This window comes from Thalassospira sp. ABL2_045, from assembly GCF_056161285.1.
The window spans coordinates 189,693-207,501 of record NZ_JBSWYV010000001.1 but is presented as its reverse complement, the minus strand read 5'-3'; the positions used below and the strand labels follow the sequence as shown (position 1 = coordinate 207,501).

The following is a 17,809-nucleotide window of genomic DNA, read 5'->3' as shown; positions in this document are numbered from 1 at the left end:
CAAAGGAAAACAGCGCCAAACATGACGCTGTTGCGATGCATGATCATCATTCTTCCATGGAAGCAGAAAATGCCTTAAATGCAAAGTTTTTAATCACAAGGAAAGCTGCGCCTTCCTATTGAGCAGCCAATGCGGTGTCTGCCAGTTCGTTGTGACCAACGGCGGTATTGTGACGGCTGTTGGTTTCATCGCTTGGGCCGCGCAGCACGATATGCGGATGGCCAAGCGAGTTGAGCTCGACATGGCCGTCGACCTGATAGACATCGCGCAGAAGATCGCTGTCGATGACATCCGAACACGGGCCAAACGCCACCATCCTGCCATCGCGAATGGCCATGGCCTGATCGCAATATTGCAGGGCATGGTTCAGGTCGTGAATGGCGATCAGGACGATGATGTTCTGATTTTTTGCCACGTCGCGCATGAAGGACAGGACTTCCATCTGCCGATGCAGATCAAGGGCCGATGTCGGCTCATCCATCAGAAGGATCTTAGGATCACGCACCAATGTCTGGGCAATGGCGACCAACTGGCGCTGCCCGCCACTCAGCTCACCCAGATTACGCCCGGCAAGATCACCAATGCGCAAAGCCGACAGAATATCATCAATGCGAGCCAGTTCCTCAGCGCGCACACGCAGGCTTGAGCCCTGCTTGGCGGCGAGAATAACCGATTCATAGACCGACAGAACCGCGGTCGAACCGGTATCCTGGGGCATATAGCAGATCGTGTTGCGATCCGGGCTATGTGATCCAAGATCGACAACGCCGCCGCCTTGGGCCAGGCCGGCGACACGGCGAAACAGGCTGGATTTACCGGCCGCATTCGGGCCGATGACGGCGGTTACCGTGCCCGGCTGGATGGTCGGAGTGGTGACACCGGATACCACCTGCACCTTGCCATAGCGGGTTCCGATATCTTCAAGACGCAGCGTTACCATGATTTCCTCCGACTTGCGAAGATCAGCGAGAAGAAGAAGGGGACACCAACAAGGGCGGTAATCACCCCGATCGGCAGGATCGCACCCGGGATCAGCAATTTCGACAGCACCGAAGTGGCCGACAGGATCAAAGCCCCGCACAGAACCGATGCTGGCAGGAAGAAGCGTTGATCTTCACCGACCAGCATGCGGGCAATATGCGGCCCGACAAGGCCGATAAACCCAATCGTACCAACAAACGAGACCGGAATGGCGGCCAGAAGGCTTACGATCAGCATGGTACGCAGTCGAAGCCCCTGCACATTCACGCCAAAGCTTTCCGCCTTTGCATCGCCCAGACGAAGGGCGGTCAATGCCCATGCCTGACGGGTAAAGAGCGGAATGGCAATCACGACCGCAACGGCAGTGACAGCCACCTTGGTCCAGGTTGCCTTGACCAGTGACCCCATAGTCCAGAAGACAACAGCCGCCAGCGCCTGTTCACTTGCCAGATACTGCAACAGGGCCAAAAGCGCGTTGAAGGTAAAGACCAGCGCGATGCCAAGCAGCACGATGGTTTCGACCGTCACACCGCGCAGGCGGCTAAAGAAATGAATGATCAGTGCCGTGCCCATCGCCATGATGAAGGCATTAAGCGGAATGATGAAATCCACAAAGGCCGGCAGAAGCGCCACACCAAGGACCAATGCCAGTGCCGCGCCAAACCCGGCAGCGGCCGAAATGCCCAGCGTAAACGGGCTGGCCAGCGGGTTGGCAAGGATGGTTTGCATCTGTGCGCCGGCGGTTGACAGGGCCGCACCGACAGTCAGCGCCATCAGTGCGACCGGCATGCGGATATCCCAGATCACCACGCGCATCTGATCGGTGGCTGACCATGGATCAAGCAGGGTGGCGATCACGTCCGATAACGGATAGTTCGCCGGGCCCGTCGCCAGATCGATGGCAAACGAAAGAAACAATGCCCCCGCCATTGCAAGCAGGAGCAGAAAACGACGCAGGGAGCGTGCCTTGTAATGCACGCTCCCGGCTTCGACGCTGAGTTGGTTGGTCGCCATTAGTTTGTGGCTGTATCGCTGCTCGAGATGAAATAGCCCGGCGTATAATCGAGCGGCAGGAAGCGATCATGAAGCTCTTTGAAAGTTGCTTCGGGATCGATGTCAGCAAACAGGTCAGGGTGGAACCATTTTGCCATCTGTTCGATCACCACGAACTGATACGGGCTGTTATAGAATTGGTGCCAGACCACGTGAATGTTGCCGTTCTTGGTGGCATCAATGCCGGTAAAGGCTGGACGGTCCATCAAACCGTCAAGCTTGCGCTTTGCTTCGGTCATATCAGCGCCCGGTCCAACCGGAACCCATCCCATGCCCGGTGCATAGGCTTCCCAGTCACCGCCGGTACCAACGAACTGGTCCGGGTTGGATGCGATTACCTGTTCAGGGTTGATGGTGCCAAATGTGCCCGGAATAATTGATGCTGCGATGTTCACGCCACCAGCGATTTCGACCATTTTGCCGAAGTTTTCATTCCCGAAGGACATGCAGCATTCCTCGGAATAGCCTGCCGCACGTTCAATGAAGACCTGCGGCTTTTCCGGGTTTGCCTTGGCAATACGATCGGTGACGTTCTTGATGCTGTCGGCACGGAACTTGATGAATTCCGCCGCACGGTCTTCCTTGCCGGTCAGCAGACCAAGGATTTTCATGCTGGTGTCGGTATTTTTCATCGGCGCTTCGCGGAAGTCGATATAGACCAGCGGAATGCCAACAGCGGCGAGTTTTTCGTCAAAACCGCCATCTTCGGTGGCGCTTTTGGCTTCCAGGTTCATGATCACGACGTCCGGATTGACCGAAATGGCCTGTTCGATGTCGAACGTGCCGTCTTTCATGCCGCCAAAGGTCGGAATGTCGTCAATGCGCGGATATTTCGCAGCATAAAGGCCGTATCCTTGCGGGTCGGCTTTTTTGAGGTCATCGCGCCAGCCAACGACACGCTGGAATGGGTCTTCGCTGTCAAGCGTTGCCAGACCATAGACCAGACGACCTTCGCCCAGAATGACCTTCTGGACTGGTACTTCGACTTTGACTTCGCGTCCTGTAACATCGGTTACAGTGACCGATTCTGCTGCCTGTGCAGTGCCGGTAACCAGCATTGTCAGCGCAGCAAATACACCCAAAAATTTCATTCCCGTTTCCTCAGATTAGGATTGCCTGCGGAGGGATTTACCAGTTATTGAGAATGAAAATCAATATTTTTCGCAATGAAAATGCAAATCATTTGTTCGTTGGGATGCGCAGTTTTCTTTGTGATAGTAAAAAAACCATAGTTTCGCCGAGAGCAGAGCAAAACATGAATCAGGCTCGCAACTACGATCTGCGCGAAGAGATCAAGGAATACTGGTCGATGCGCGCAGAAACCTTTGATCAGCAGCCCGGACACGAAATCTTTTCAGAGTCCGAGCGCAGTGCATGGCATGCCCTGTTTGAACGCCATTTTGGCAAGGGTGACGGGCGCAAGGCGCTTGATCTGGCCAGCGGTACTGGCGTGATCAGCCATCTGATGCATGATCTTGGTTTTGATGTGACCGGCATGGACTGGTCGGAAACCATGCTTGAAAAGGCACGCGCAAAATCAAAGCAGCGCGGATCGAATATCCGCTTCCTGCTGGGCGATGCCGAAAGTACCCTTGAAGATGACGACAGCTATGATGTGATCGTCACCCGTCATCTGGTCTGGACGCTGGTTGATCCGGCGGCGGCCTTTGCCGAATGGTTCCGGGTGCTTAAACCCGGTGGCACGCTTCTGGTGGTCGATGGTGATTTCGTCTCCCCGACCTGGGCGACGAAATTCAACAAGGCAATGGCAGGTTTCCTTGAAAACCTGGGCCTGCGCGAACCGGTTGAGCCGGTCGCACACATGCAGACCCATCATGACATTCTCGCCCGCGTGCATTTTTCAAACGGGGCACGGGCCGATGACGTCAAAGCTATGCTGGGTCAGACCGGGTTTGACCCGATTACCGTGGATTTCGATCTGAAACAGATTCACAGCGCCCAGAAAAAGCACATCAGCTTTGCCAAGGGGCTGGAGCGTGGTGCCCAGCACCGCTATGCCATCTGCGCGCAAAAGCCAGTTTCAAACTGACTTTCAAGCTGTTTCGACGACGACTTCAGTTTTGACCGAATTGGCAAGGAAGCAGGCCTCATGTGCGCGGTGATGCAGGTCGGCGACAAGTTCTGCGTCGGGTGCCCTGCCGCCATAGCGGATATCGGGGCGCAGTGTCACCTTGGTGATCATGGTTTTGCCATCGACGTTTTTCATCTCGCCCATCGCCGCATCGGCATAATGATCGACCACAAGCCCGGCATCAGATGCGAAATGCAGGAAAAACAGCATGTGGCAGCTTGAAAGGGCGGCGACAAAGGCTTCTTCCGGGTCGACATTTTCTTCCAGGGAATATGGCAGCGGCACCACATGCGGGGATGAAGATGCCGCGACCTCGACCCCGCCATCAAAGCGCCAGACATGACCGCGTGAATAACGCCGGTCGGTGAAAATTTCGCTGTCCTTGCGCTGCCAGATGACTTCTGCGCCAAAACTGCTCATGTGGGGCTCCTAAGGTCTGGATTGATCAATCGGGATCAGGGTTCCGGCGGTGACGCCGATATGGGTGCTCAAAACCTTGCACGCGGTGGCGATATCGGCGGCCTCAAGGGCAGCAAGGATCTGTTGATGTTCTTCATAAAACGCGCGTCGCGGCCGCGATCCCTTGGGCTGCAGGGCATAGGCGCGCTTTGCCTCGCCGCGAAATCCCTCAATCATCGCAAGCAGCCTTTGATTGCCGCAAGCGCCATAGAGGGTCGCGTGAAATTCCTGATCGAGCTCCGCCAGCATGTCGGGATCGTCTTCTTCAAACAGATCCGCGTTCAGGCGTTTGGCCTTGCGCAATGCCGACGGGCTCAAATTGGGGGCGGACAGCTCAAGGGCCGTCACCTCAAGCGAGATGCGAATCTGACAAAGCTCGCGCACGTCCTCGCGCCTTAGGCCGGTGACAGCAAGGCTTCTGTCCGGGCGTTTTTCAAGCAGGCCGGATTCATGGAGCCGTTCAAGGGCGTGACGGATCGGCTGGCGACTGACGCCAAAGCGCGCGGCGAGGCTCTCCTGCTTAAGCACCGTTCCGGGCGGCAAGCTCCCGGCTTCGATTTCTTCACGCAGTGCATGTGTGATCATATTTGGATCCATGGATCCAAACTATGACAGGGCGGGTTTTGCGTCAAGAAGAACTGCGTGCCGGCCGAAGGTGATGGGGCGGCGAAGGGTTGAGTCGTGCGGTCGTTAGGGGGGGTGTGCCAATACGGGGATGCCATCCGCGATCACTCGGCGGGAATGGCTTCCGTTTCCCGATCCGCTGTATCGCAGTGATTTTGGACAAACGTGATGATGCGGGTATGGGCACCGTCGATATCCTCATTGACGATGCCGTGGCGCTCGGATTTCAGCATCTGGACGTCGATCTCGGCGGTTTTGTTTTTGCTGGTGGCAAGGCGCCGGATCATGCTGGCGCTGGCGGGGTCGACGACCTTGTCCCCGTCCCCCTGCAGGATCAGGGTCGGGCAATCGAGATCGGGCAGGCGTCGCTGCATCTCGGCCACGGTTTGGCGCAATTGGTGTAGCCCGCCAATCGGAATATTGCGGTAATTGATGTCGGGATGTTCGGATTCGTTGGGTCGGAAACTCAGCAATTCCTGTGCGGACGGCATCCAGCCCATCAGCTTGTTCGCACCATAAAGCAACGGCACAAACATCAGATTACGATTGCGGAATTTAAGCGGCGTGCCCGCCAGAACAAGTGCGCGCAGTTTTTCGGGCCTGTCGGCGGCATGAATGGCAGAAAGTGCGCCGCCAGTCGAAAAACCGATAATGATCACCTGCTCGCAAAACGGGCTGAGGATTTCATAGCCGCGCCGGACCGATGCCAGCCAATCGGTCCATTTGCGCTTTTGCAACTCATGCGGTGATGTTCCGTGCCCGGCAAGCCGAACCCCCATCAGCGCATGACCTATGGCCGCAAACTTGTCGCCCAGATCGCGGAGTTCCGCCGGTGACGCCAGAAAGCCATGCACCAGCAACACACCACAGGCAAAACGCGTCTGCCCGTTGGGCAGCAGCAAATAGGGGCGGCTATCGGCGGTCGCGGTTTCCTGACTGTTGATTGCGTCGTATTTCGGTTTCTGGAATTTGCTGTGGTTCCATTGCCAAGCGAGAATTTCATCATCAAAGCGACGCCGGGCGATGTCGGTCGGGCGTAGATGATCCACCTCGATCCGCGCGCGTTCGAGCGCCTGCCAGGCTGCATGGATCGGTGCCATTTCGTTGGCATAGACCATGATCGGATTGTCCATGCGGATCTGATCAAAGCTGGCTTCGGTCTGCAATTTTGGCAGGAAGCAATATTCATGATCGCGGCGCTCTATCAGGCCAAGCTGAACAGCACTATCGATAAAGAAGCGGATTTGCGGGCAATTGAGCTCGAAAATGCCGGCATAATCGGCCGGATTGCGCATACCGCGATGCAGATGGACATTTTCAGCCTGCTGGATGTTCTTGATGGCCAGATAAAGTGTGCGGTCAAAATGGCTGATATCAATCTCGGTCACGCCATCCTCAAGCCACATCATGATCAGGCGCGACGCCAGATGGCTGACATTGATCGTGAGGTTCGAATACATCACTGACATGCAATGATCGCGCAGGGGCTTGATATTGTGGGTAATGGCAAATTGCGGGATGCGCTCGGTGATCTTTTCAAGGGTCTTGGCCGGTTTGAACAGATCATCCATGCAGGCGGCCTGTTCCACCCGCTTGGCCAGCAACCGCCGATCAAGCCAGTTGAACTGATCGCGTGGATCGACCGGATTGCCAAGGCGGATGTCCATATCGGTCTTCTTGAACATCAGATTGCCTTCGATGATCATTTCCTCGGCCATTTTGGGGCTGAGCCCGCCGGTAAACATGTCGGCGGCGCGGGCCAAAAGGTTCTGATCCACACGCAGTGGATGGAAGGTGATATTGGCCGGAAACATCAGGGTCGGCTTGGCTAGGGTTGCGCGCAAATCATCTTCGCTGCGCTCCAGAAGGGCCGCCCAGCGTTTGAGTTCATCGGTTTTGCCCTTCTTGATCAGGGTGGAAAGCCCGATCTTGAAGCCATCAATACAAAGCCCAAGCAGGGCGGCACCGGTGTGATGTGCGCGTCTTGTATCAGCCGATCTGGAATAGATGCTGTAATCCGGGCGTTTGGGGTGTGGCCGGGTATCGGTCAGAACCCGGCGATCTTTGACCATGCCACCTTCGGGAAAGACCACGACCTTGCCGCCGCGCAGGATTTCCTCGGCCAGAAACGGCAACAGGCGTTCATAGTCATTGGGCACGCCGCCAAGCGCGCGCAGATAACGTGAAAAGCTGTTGTCCTGGGCAAAAAACTCGCCCGATGCGATGGAGCGGCAATAGACCCCGGTTTCAAGCGCGATCAGGAATTGCGGGATAAAGGTTTCAAACCGGGCGAAATGGTTGAACATGAAAATGTCGCCCTGCGACAGATGATCGCGCGGGCCGTGCATCTTGATATTGATGTCAATATTGGCCCGCAATGCCGTCATCGCGCGAATGGTCCATTCGCAGGTCTTCGGGCTGATGGCGAACTTTTCACGTTCGATGTCGCGGAATGTCTGAACCATGCTTGGCAATATCCCGGCCAGGGCGGAAACCCTGATATAAGGCGTTGGTTTCTTGGACGATTTTATCTGTTATTCATGACTTTGTGCTTAAGATAGATATGTGTCGCACGTCGCGGTTTTGGAAGGCGTACCGTATTCGATTTGCGAAGATTTGGTGCCACAACGATCTGTCTTTCGTATAGTTCCCGGATCTTTCGGGCCGCACCCTGCCCGCCTGCACCTGTCAAAACCGGATCGGTCATCATCGCCGCGTCACCAACTTGGCACCATATTGATGATCAAGAAACCCGGTTTACCCCGCCCACCGACAAGGAGGCCTCGTGCCCGTTCCTGACTCCGACCCTGCCCCAGATCCCGACCAAGCCAACCAAGCTGCCAAGCCGGACGCGGCGAAAGGATCGATTTTTTCTGATCGCAATTTCCTTTTGTTTCTGGTCGGGCAATGCATCACGACCCAGGGGCTCTGGATTCAGAAAATTGCCATGTCGTGGCTGGCATGGTCGCTGACCGGGTCTGCCTTCTGGACCGGGGTGATTGCAGCGCTTAATTTCGCACCGGCCTTTTTCCTGGGGCCTATTTTCGGGGTGATGGCGGACCGGGTCGATTTGCGGCGCACAGCCATGCTGATCAATCTTGGTCAGGCGGGTGTTTCGTTCCTTTTGATGGGGTTGTCCTTTGCCGACATGATGACCCTGCCCTGGATGGTGGTGTTGGCCGGATCGATGGGGATTCTGGGCAGTGCGATGACCCCAATTCGCCTGTCACTCGTGCCGGTGATTGTGCCGCGCGCCTTCATGAACCGGGCGGTGGCCTATGCGGCGATGAATTTCAATATTTCGCGGCTGGTCGGGCCGGCGGTGGGTGGTGTTGTTATTGCCACCTGGGGCACCGGGGCGGCGTTTATGATCAATGCGATCAGCTATCTGCCGATGGTGTTTGTCATCTCGGTCGTGACCATTCACATGGAACGTGCACCGGATGCCAAAAGCCGACGTATCTGGACGTCGCTTGTTGATGGGGCACGTTATGCGCTGAACCATTCGATGATCCGCTCGGTGCTGGCGCTTTCCTGTTTCGTTTCGCTGGTCGGGACTGGCATGGTCGAACTGATGCCGGTCTTTGCCGAGGCGGTCTATGATCGCGGTGTGACCGGGCTTGGCATGCTGGCATCGAGTGCTGGGATCGGGGCGGTGACATCGACCTTTATCCTGTCGCGGATTGCATCGGATGCCATCGCCTATCAACGGGTGACCATTATCGGGGCCTTCGCCGCCGCAATCGGTATGACGGGACTTGGCTTTGCGCCAAGGTATGAGCTTGCGGTGGTTTTGGTGGCGCTTACCGGGGGTGGTTTGACGCTGGTCGGGGTTGGGTCGCAAACCGCCTTGCAGCTTACGGTGGACAATCGCCTGCGCGGTCGGGTGATGAGTTTCTGGAGCGCGACCAGCTTTGGCGGCATGGCGCTTGGTGGGACGTTGTTGGGTGCGATTTCCGAAGCGGGTCATATTCAATATACCGCGCGCGGCTCCGGTGTCCTGATCCTGTGCGCGGCCTGCGTCGGGTTTTGGCGACTTTATCGCATCGGTGCGCTGCCGCGTGCCGGTGTGTTGCGGTAAAGGATTCTTAAGGCCTGCCATCCTATGGTGATCCATCGCGAGAAGATGGGGATTTCCAGATGCGTTTGGTTGGTGTTGTCGGACTGTGTTTGTTGCTTTCGGCCTGTTTTAGTACGGGCAATACCGCAAGTCGTCCGACGGGCCCGATGCCAAGTGATACGGTGCAATCGGTTGCCAGCGTCACCATCCCGTCCTCACCGCTGAACAACTTCGCCCCGACCAACAAGTTCCTGCAATGCGTGCCCTATGCGCGCGAAGTTTCCGGCATTCAGATTTATGGCGATGCCTGGACCTGGTGGGGCCAGGCGGGCCAGAAAAACTTCCAACGCGGCAATCGTCCGCAAGTCGGTGCCGTTCTTGCGCTACGCAAGACATCGCGTCTCAAGCTCGGTCATGTGGCGGTGGTCTCCGCCATCCTTGATGATCGCAAGATCCTTGTGAATCACGCCAACTGGGGCAGCGATTCGCGTACGCGTGGCAAGGTGCATTACCGTCAGCCGGTGGTGGATGTGTCACCCAATAATGACTGGTCGGAGGTCCGGATGATGAACACGCTTGGGTCATTCGGCAGTGTTTATCCGGCCCACGGCTTTATCTATCAGCCGCGCGAAACCGCCGAGGCAAACTAGGCCTTCGGTCCCGGTGTTCAGCGAGCACCACATACTCCCCGCATTACAAAGAAAAGTGGCGAAGCCCCCACGGATAGAGAGCTTCGCCAATTAAACCCGTGCGGGCGGCACGGGTTCGGGGGTTGAACCCGACAAGCTGTTCGGAGGGCCGTTGTGGCCCGGCGGGCATCATTGCGCAGTGCGATGATTACAGCGCATTTCTGTGCGGTGACCGCTACGCAAATGCCATTCCGATCCGGTTCGACGCAGCTTGAATTCAATACTATCTATAAAATGACGTTTTCTGCGTTAATTACGCCGCGATCCCGCGTTGAAATCAACGTCAAAATTATCTTTTAGAAGCAGTTAGAGGCATATTTCTAGATGATTCAATCTAGATACTTGATTTTTATATATAAAAATTATCTATAAAATATCGTAATTTGGCCACTGTGACAGCTTGGTCGTGCGTAAAGGCGCCCGTTCGTTCTGAATCGGGTGGCATTACACGTACATTTGCCGGTTTTGGGGGTCAGATAACGGGGAACGGTCGGTCTTAGTTTGGCGCCATGGGGCGCCCGACCTTGCCAGGTTTGTTGCCGATCCATTTGACGTGACGGGCAAGGGTGGCAGCGGCGACGTCGATCTGATTGCTGCGCAGTGCGGCGAGGATCGCACGGTGGTCCTGATCGGTTGGGGCTTCCCATTCCATGCGAAAGCCTGAAAACAGAAACCGCGCGCTGGCGGCATGCAGATCATCAATTGATGCCAGCAGGCGCGGCATGCCACACGGTTCCAGAATCACCCGGTGAAATGCCTTGTTGGCCTGTTCCCACGCCTGAACGTCGGCGGCGTTTTCGCCGTCCCGGTTATGGGATTCCGCCTGATCGAGAATTTCGGGTGTCAGATTGGGGGCCGCATGGCGAAGAGCCAGCACTTCAAGGGATGCCCGCATTTCAGCAACTTCACGCACTTCGGCAATGTCAAAGCTGGCAACCCGAACGCCACGGCGCGGTTCACTGACAGCAAGACCTTGGGCTTCGAGCCTGCGAAAAGCCTCACGGACGGGAACGTGACTGGCGCCGAATTCCTCGGCGAAATGGTCCTGACGCAGTTTCATTCCCGGTTCAAACTCACCGGAAATAATCCGCTCGGCCAGGGCGCGGGTAATGCGGCCTGCGACCGTGGTGTCTGTGCTGCGTTTTGTCATGTTTTATAGATAATTTGTGACAATTGATTTGTCGACCAGATTGATGTGCAACAATGTTGTGCGGTGCAATATAATCTAGAACTATTGGCGTTCCCGATATCGTCAACCGGGCCTCAGAGGGCACCATCATGATGGAACAGACGACCAAACGTGATTTTCCCGAAATTGATCCATCCCTGCTGCAAACAGACCCGAAAACGGGTCTTGGCGCAGAGGACGTAAAACGCCGGACCGAGCAGTTCGGCGAAAACCGGCTGAAGGATGATCAGACCAGCGCGCTCAAGAAACTTCTGTCATTCTTCTGGGGGCCGATCCCGTGGATGATCGAAGGGGCCGCCATTCTGTCAGCGGTGGTGCAGCACTGGTCGGACTTTACAATCATTATGGTGATGTTGGTGCTCAATGCCGGGGTTGGCTTCTGGCAGGAATTCAAGGCCGATAACGCCATCGCGGCGCTTAAGCAGCGCCTTGCCCCTGATGCGCGTGTGTTACGTGATGGCGCATGGTCGGATCTTCCGGCACGGGAACTGGTGCCGGGCGATATTATCCGCACCAAGCTTGGTGATATCATCCCCGCCGACGCCAAACTTCTGGCGGGCGATTATTTGCGGGTTGATCAGTCGGCTCTGACCGGTGAGTCGCTGGCGATTGATATGAAGGTCGGCGATGAGGTCTATTCCGGCGCGGTGGCGCGTCAGGGCCAAATGACCGCCATGGTGACAGCGACCGGCATGGCGACCTATCTTGGTCGAACGGCAAGCCTGGTCAAAGGGGCGGGCAAGCAATCACATTTTCAGCGCGCAGTTTTGCGCATTGGTAACTTCCTGATCCTGATCACGCTGGGCCTGATTGCGCTGATCATGACCGTCGCCCTGCATCGCGGCGACCCATTGATGGAAACGCTGCTGTTTGCCCTGATCCTGGCTGTGGCGGCCATTCCGGTTGCCTTGCCAGCGGTTCTGTCGGTGACACTGGCGGTCGGGGCGGAAAAACTGGCCCGGATGAAGGCCATTGTTTCACGGCTGGTCTCGATCGAAGAACTGGCAGGTATGGATATCCTGTATTCGGACAAGACTGGCACCTTGACGCAAAACCATCTGACGGTTGGAACGCCGGTTCTGATTGATGCCGAAGATGAAGATGCGCTCATACGTGCGGCTGCCCTGGCGTCAGAGGCTGACAGTCACGACCCGATTGATAGCGCGGTCTTTGCCACCCTTGGCGATACGGCAAAGCTTGATGGTTATGACGTCACCACCTTCCGCCAGTTTGATCCGGTTCGCAAACGGGCCGAGGCCGAAGTCACCCGGGACGGAAAGGCCATTCTGGTGGCCAAGGGCGCTCCACAGGCGGTCCTTGCCCTTCTGTGTGGGGATGAGCCATCCGATATTGAAAGTGTCGCGGCCTATCGTCCGGTGATGGATGCAATCAAAACCATGGCAGATCACGGATACCGTGCCCTTGGTGTGGCCAGCACGGATGAAGACGGCAGTTGGCGCTTTCTGGGATTGTTGCCGCTATTTGATCCGCCGCGCGAAGATGCGGCATCGACGATTGCCGAGCTGCGCAGCAAGGGTGTTGATATCCGCATGATTACCGGCGACCACGAGGCGATTGGTCGTGAAGTTGCTGGCGAATTGGGCTTGGGGCAGAATATCTTGCCGGCGGATGCGGTGTTTGACCGCAACAATCAGGCTCGCGATCCGGTTATGATCGAGCACGCGGATGGCTTTGCCCGTGTCTTTCCCGAACATAAATACGCGATTGTCCGTCAGTTTCAGGACCGCGAACACATTGTCGGCATGACCGGCGACGGGGTGAATGATGCCCCCGCGCTCAAACAGGCCGATATCGGTATTGCCGTGTCCAATGCCACCGATGCGGCGCGTGCGGCGGCCGATCTTGTTCTGACCGCGCCGGGGATTTCGGTGATTACCAGTGCGATTGAAGAATCGCGGCGTATTTTCGAACGCATGGGCAGTTACGCGACCTTCCGTATTTCCGAAACGATCCGCGTTTTGCTGTTCATGACAATTTCGATCCTGGTGTTCGATTTCTATCCGGTGACAGCGGTGATGATCGTGTTGCTGGCACTGCTCAATGATTTTCCGATCATGATGATCGCCTATGACAATGCCGATGTTGCCGAGCATCCCGTGCGATGGAATATGGGCAATACGCTGACCATGGCATCGCTTCTGGGGGCCATCGGGGTGGTTTCGTCCTTCACCTTGCTATGGGTTTCGGAAATCTGGCTGCACCTGCCCCCGGAAGAGGTCCAGACGTTGGTGTTCCTCAAGCTTCTGGTGGCAGGGCATCTGACAATCTATCTCACCCGGCACAAGGGGTTCTTCTGGCAGAAGCCCTATCCAAGCATGAAACTGTTTCTGGCAACCGAGATAACCCAGGTTATTGGCACGCTGGCTGCAGTTTATGGCTGGTTCGTGCCGCCGATTGGCTGGTATCACGCGCTGGTCGTCTGGGGTTATGCGCTGTGCTGGTTTGTGGTTGCAGGCATCATCAAGGTCTGGGTCTATCGTCTTCTGACCCACCGGCATCAAAGCCATCACAGCCATCTGGCCCGGGTTGAAGGGTTCCTGCATCGCGGCAGATGATATTGGCATGCCCATAAACAAAAAGCCGGACCCATGTCGGTCCGGCTTTGAAGGGTGATCGTGATTTCGCTTATTCGGCGGCGATGTCGCAATGCTCATCAGGCATATCGGCAAAGGCATCGCGCAGTGCATTTGACCAGGCTTCCGACAGCGCACGGAAACCCCGGTCATCGGCCTCAATGCGGCGGATTTCGGAAAACTGGCAGATGTCATCAGGCAGTACCGCCAGATCAAGCGGCATGCCGACCGACAGGTTGGAGCGCAGCGTTGAATCCATCGATAGCAACACCGCCTTGACCCCGTCCTGTATCGGTGTGTCGGGTGTGATTACGCGATCAAGGATCGGTTTGCCGTATTTATGCTCGCCGATCTGAAGATACGGCGTGTCGGATGTCGCTTCGATGAAGTTGCCCGCGGCATAAACCAGAAACAGGCGTTGGTCCCCGCCCTTGCGCTGCCCGCCAATCATGATCGAGGCCGCACTGCTTTCATGATGCTGTTCAAGCGTGTCATGGTATTTCAGCTGAACCTTGCGCATGGCTTCGCCGACCAGTTCGGCGACGCGGAACATGCTGGGCGCGCTCAGGATGCAGTTGCCCGGTTCGGTGTCGGGATCGTCGATGGCCTCGTGCAGGGTGCTCATTACCGCCTGAGTGATGGCAAGATTGCCAGCCGAAAGCGCGACAATCGCGCGTTCACCGGGGACTTCCCAAGTGAACATCTTGCGATAACGCGAAATGTTATCAAGGCCCGCATTGGTCCGCGTGTCCGAAAGGAAAACCAACCCTTCGTTCAGCATCAACCCGACACAGTAGGTCATCTTTTTGTAGTCCGATTATTGTTGTGACTGCGAAATGACGACTGTTACATCCAAATTCTCATTCGCGCCACCAGTATGTACACCACGCACGGGTGTTGCGACCTGTCCATCAAGTCCCGCTCCGAGCCGGATGTAATAATCGGTCGGGCAGCACTTGTTGGCCGGATCAAACCCCACCCAACCAAATTCCGGTAGATGCAGCTCCGCCCATGCATGGGATGCTTCATGCGGTTTGCCTTCGTGATCGGCAAACAGATATCCCGATACATAGCGCGCCGGAATGCCAAGATGGCGGGCCGCAGAGATCAGAACATGGGCATGATCCTGACAAACCCCCTTACCATCGGCAAGCGCATCGGCCGCCGTAGTATGGACGTGGGTTGTGCCCGGGGCATATTCAATGGCCTCTGCCACGGCACCGGCAAGACCGTGTGCCAGATCAAGCATCGAGCCATCCTTGGACTTTTTGGCGACCTTGTCGGCAAGTTTGCGGATGGCGGCACTTGATTTGGTCATTGGGGTGGTGCGCAGGAACACGGCCGGAAAGGCACGTTCCTTGTGACCGCGCAAAACGCCAGCGGTGTCGGTTGTTTCCACTTCACCCTTCACAACGATTTCAATCGCCTCGACCGGGCCGTTTGAGGTCAGCGTGCTGATGACATCGCCATTGCCATCGGTGAATTCCGATCCGATGGCGCATCCCTCAGCCGTGATCGACCAGTTGATGATTTTTTGGCCTTCGAATTCAGCCGGGGTCAGCTTCAGGCTTTGCACCGCATGATAGGCCGGGCTTTCATAGCGGTAATGGGTTCTGTGTTCGACGTTCAAGCGCATCTTACTGCCCCCCGAAATGATAGGCATCAGCAATCGCCAGCGACAGGATGCGGTTGCGGCCCTGGAAATCGTTCAGGAATTCATGCAGTCCGGTCGAGAAGATCTCGTCCATGTCACTTTGCGTCAGCAGGGAATACATCTCGACCGCCTGACGATGCACGCTATGGCGTTGGCCATAATGGCGGGCAAGCCGTTCAAGATGCTGGGTAATCTGTTCGGCACAATGGGCCAGCGACCGTGGGCTGAACGGATTAAGGATCAGGAAATGCGCAATCCGGTGCGGCGAATAATCATCGCGATAAACCCAGTGGAAGGCGCGCAGTGATGACGCCGCACGCAAGACCGTCGTCCATTGATAGTTATCGACACCATCGCCAACCATGCTGGTTTCCGGCAGCAGGACGTAATATTTGACGTCAAGAAGCCGGGCGGTGTTATCGGCCCGCTCGATATAGGTGCCCAGACGGATGAAGTCATACCCGTCATTGCGCAGAATGGTGGAATCTGTGGCCCCACGGAACAGCGCGCCCTGCTTTTTGACCCAGTCGATGAATTCCGGCAGCTCATTCTTGGCCAGATTGTGCATCGACGGGCGCCTTAGCTCCATGATCGCATTGTTCAATGCTTCCCACATTTCTGCGGTAATGGCGGTGCGCATGGCGCGCGCATTGGCCCGCGCATATTCAAAGCAATTGATGATCGATGAATGGTTGTCACGGTTAAAGATCAGGAAATTGGCGACCTCTTCCTGACGCAGCGGCGCATCGGGATCATACCCCGCCGCGCAACCCGATGCTGACAGGACAGATTCCCATTCCGACCGGTTGCCGCTTGCCGCTGCGGGCATAAGGGCCATGCGATAGCCCATTTCCATCAGGCGGGCCATATTTTCGGCCCGTTCAACATATCTCGACAGCCAGAAAAGGTTGTCTGCGGTACGACTAAGCATCTCTCAACCCTTTCCTTTTAATCGCTCATGATCCAGGTGTCTTTGACTCCGCCGCCCTGCGACGAGTTCACGACAAGCGACCCTTCGCGCATGGCAACACGGGTCAACCCGCCCGGTGTCAGGCGGACATCATCACCCACAAGGCAAAATGGCCGGAAATCGACATGTCTGGGGGCAATACCGCTTTCAACGAATGTCGGGCAGGCCGAAAGTGACAAAGTCGGTTGGGCGATGAAATCGCCGGGATCAGCTTCGATCCGTTTGGCGTAGGCCGCCTGTTCTTCCTTGGTCGATGCCGGTCCGACCAGCATGCCATAGCCCCCCGACCCGTGGACTTCCTTGACCACCAGTTCGCCAAGATGCTCAAGAACGTATTTCAGGTCATCTGGCTTGCCGCATTTCCAGGTCGGGACGTTATTAAGGATCGGTTCCTGGCCGAGATAAAAGCGGATCATATCAGGCACAAAGGTATAAACCGCTTTGTCATCGGCAACACCGGCCCCCGGTGCCGAACAGATCGCCACCCCGCCGGACCGATAGACATTCATCAGGCCGGGGATGCCCAGAACCGAGTCAGACCGGAAGCACAGCGGATCGATATAGGCATCATCAATACGACGATAAATCACATCAACCCGGGCCGGGCCGCGTGTGGTACGCATATAGACCCGATCTTCATGAACAAACAGGTCCTGACCTTCGACAAGCTCAACCCCCATCTGATCGGCCAGGAAGGAATGCTCATAATAGGCGCTGTTCATCGCACCCGGGGTCAGAACGACAATGTTGGGGTCGCGGTCACATTTGCGCGGCGCGATGCTTTTAAGGGTCTTAAGCAGCATGTCCGGATAGCTTTCAACCGGCTCGATCCGCAGGCTTTTGAACAGATCGGGGAACATGCGCATCATGATTTCGCGGTTCTCAAGCATATAGGACACGCCCGATGGCGTGCGGCAGTTATCTTCGAGAACATAAAAATCTTCGGGGCCGGTACGGACGATATCGACGCCGACAATGTGGCTATAGACATTGCGCGGTGGATCAATGCCGATCACGGCCGGCTCAAACGCCTCGTTGCGAAACACCAGATCCGCCGGGACAATGCCGGCCTTGATGATTTCAGCATTGTGGTAGACGTCGTACAGAAACGCATTCAGTGCCCGGGCACGCTGTTTGACGCCGCGATCAAGCTTGCGCCATTCCTGGGATGTGAAGATGCGTGGAATTAGGTCAAAGGGAATAAGCCGTTCAGGATCGCCACCCTCGCCATAGACGGCAAAAGTGATGCCGATCTTGCGGAAAAGGGTTTCGGCTTCAAGGCGCTTTTGTTCGAGAACCTCGGGGCCGCTTGCTTCCATCCAGTCAACCAAAGCGCGATAGGGCTCGCGAATTTGGTCGTCTACACTCATCTCATTGAACATGCATACTCCCCTTTATTACCCTTTGATTAAAGGGTGCGGGGTGGGGACGGTCAAGGATGTTC

At 56.3% G+C, this 17,809-nt stretch carries 15 protein-coding genes; 4 read left to right on the top strand and 11 right to left on the bottom strand.

What is annotated here, in order from left to right; genetic code table 11:
- Positions 1-115: 115 nt before the first annotated feature.
- The 3 genes from ACXAIA_RS00940 to ACXAIA_RS00930 are packed head-to-tail and all read right to left on the bottom strand — an operon-like array spanning position 116 to position 3,125.
- Entirely contained in the window at positions 116-940 is an 825-nt protein-coding gene (locus ACXAIA_RS00940; RefSeq protein ID WP_475347692.1) for an ABC transporter ATP-binding protein, read from the bottom strand.
- A complete protein-coding gene (locus ACXAIA_RS00935; RefSeq protein WP_475343265.1) occupies positions 934-1,995 on the bottom strand; it encodes a FecCD family ABC transporter permease in 1,062 nt (353 codons plus the stop codon). Before ACXAIA_RS00935 ends, ACXAIA_RS00940 begins: the two co-directional genes overlap by 7 nt.
- Positions 1,995-3,125, bottom strand: a complete 1,131-nt coding sequence (locus ACXAIA_RS00930) for an ABC transporter substrate-binding protein (RefSeq protein WP_475347691.1) — start codon at positions 3,123-3,125, stop codon at positions 1,995-1,997. The genes ACXAIA_RS00935 and ACXAIA_RS00930 overlap by 1 nt, the downstream gene beginning before the upstream one ends.
- A 164-nt stretch (positions 3,126-3,289) precedes the next feature.
- On the opposite strand from ACXAIA_RS00930, the gene ACXAIA_RS00925 reads away from it, so the two are divergent.
- Entirely contained in the window at positions 3,290-4,084 is a 795-nt protein-coding gene (locus ACXAIA_RS00925; RefSeq protein ID WP_475347690.1) for a class I SAM-dependent methyltransferase, read from the top strand.
- 3 nt (positions 4,085-4,087) lie between these two features.
- Here ACXAIA_RS00925 and ACXAIA_RS00920 read toward each other — a convergent pair whose 3' ends face one another.
- From ACXAIA_RS00920 to ACXAIA_RS00910, 3 genes are all read right to left on the bottom strand, one after another.
- A complete protein-coding gene (locus ACXAIA_RS00920) occupies positions 4,088-4,546 on the bottom strand; it encodes an OsmC family protein (protein WP_475347689.1) in 459 nt (152 codons plus the stop codon).
- A gap of 9 nt (positions 4,547-4,555) precedes the next feature.
- On the bottom strand, positions 4,556-5,170 hold the full coding sequence (locus ACXAIA_RS00915; protein ID WP_475347688.1) for a GntR family transcriptional regulator: 615 nt from the start codon (positions 5,168-5,170) through the stop codon (positions 4,556-4,558).
- A 143-nt stretch (positions 5,171-5,313) separates the two neighbouring features.
- A complete protein-coding gene (locus ACXAIA_RS00910) occupies positions 5,314-7,674 on the bottom strand; it encodes an alpha/beta fold hydrolase (protein WP_475347687.1) in 2,361 nt (786 codons plus the stop codon).
- A 401-nt stretch (positions 7,675-8,075) separates the two neighbouring features.
- Between ACXAIA_RS00910 and ACXAIA_RS00905 the strand changes: the two genes are divergently transcribed.
- Together ACXAIA_RS00905 and ACXAIA_RS00900 are read left to right on the top strand one after the other, a co-directional pair.
- A complete protein-coding gene (locus tag ACXAIA_RS00905; RefSeq protein WP_475348229.1) occupies positions 8,076-9,290 on the top strand; it encodes an MFS transporter in 1,215 nt (404 codons plus the stop codon).
- 59 nt (positions 9,291-9,349) lie between these two features.
- Positions 9,350-9,919 carry a CHAP domain-containing protein gene (locus ACXAIA_RS00900; protein WP_475347686.1) on the top strand — a complete coding sequence of 190 codons (570 nt, stop codon included), beginning with the start codon at positions 9,350-9,352 and terminating at the stop codon, positions 9,917-9,919.
- A 535-nt stretch (positions 9,920-10,454) separates the two neighbouring features.
- Here the strand turns inward: ACXAIA_RS00900 and ACXAIA_RS00895 are convergent.
- Complete coding sequence (locus ACXAIA_RS00895; RefSeq protein ID WP_475347685.1) at positions 10,455-11,108, bottom strand: GntR family transcriptional regulator; 654 nt, start codon at positions 11,106-11,108, stop codon at positions 10,455-10,457.
- Between the two features lie 128 nt (positions 11,109-11,236).
- On the opposite strand from ACXAIA_RS00895, the gene ACXAIA_RS00890 reads away from it, so the two are divergent.
- On the top strand, positions 11,237-13,723 hold the full coding sequence (locus ACXAIA_RS00890) for a plasma-membrane proton-efflux P-type ATPase (RefSeq protein ID WP_475347684.1): 2,487 nt from the start codon (positions 11,237-11,239) through the stop codon (positions 13,721-13,723).
- Between the two features lie 70 nt (positions 13,724-13,793).
- On the opposite strand, the gene ACXAIA_RS00885 is transcribed toward ACXAIA_RS00890, so the two are convergent.
- The 4 genes from ACXAIA_RS00885 to ACXAIA_RS00870 are packed head-to-tail and all read right to left on the bottom strand — an operon-like array spanning position 13,794 to position 17,747.
- Positions 13,794-14,543 carry a proteasome-type protease gene (locus tag ACXAIA_RS00885; protein WP_475347683.1) on the bottom strand — a complete coding sequence of 250 codons (750 nt, stop codon included), beginning with the start codon at positions 14,541-14,543 and terminating at the stop codon, positions 13,794-13,796.
- Positions 14,544-14,558: 15 nt separating this feature from the next.
- On the bottom strand, positions 14,559-15,377 hold the full coding sequence (locus ACXAIA_RS00880; protein WP_475347682.1) for a transglutaminase family protein: 819 nt from the start codon (positions 15,375-15,377) through the stop codon (positions 14,559-14,561).
- Position 15,378: 1 nt separating this feature from the next.
- Complete coding sequence (locus ACXAIA_RS00875) at positions 15,379-16,326, bottom strand: alpha-E domain-containing protein (RefSeq protein WP_475347681.1); 948 nt, start codon at positions 16,324-16,326, stop codon at positions 15,379-15,381.
- Between the two features lie 17 nt (positions 16,327-16,343).
- Positions 16,344-17,747, bottom strand: a complete 1,404-nt coding sequence (locus ACXAIA_RS00870; protein ID WP_475347680.1) for a circularly permuted type 2 ATP-grasp protein — start codon at positions 17,745-17,747, stop codon at positions 16,344-16,346.
- Between the last annotated feature and the right edge of the window lie 62 nt (positions 17,748-17,809).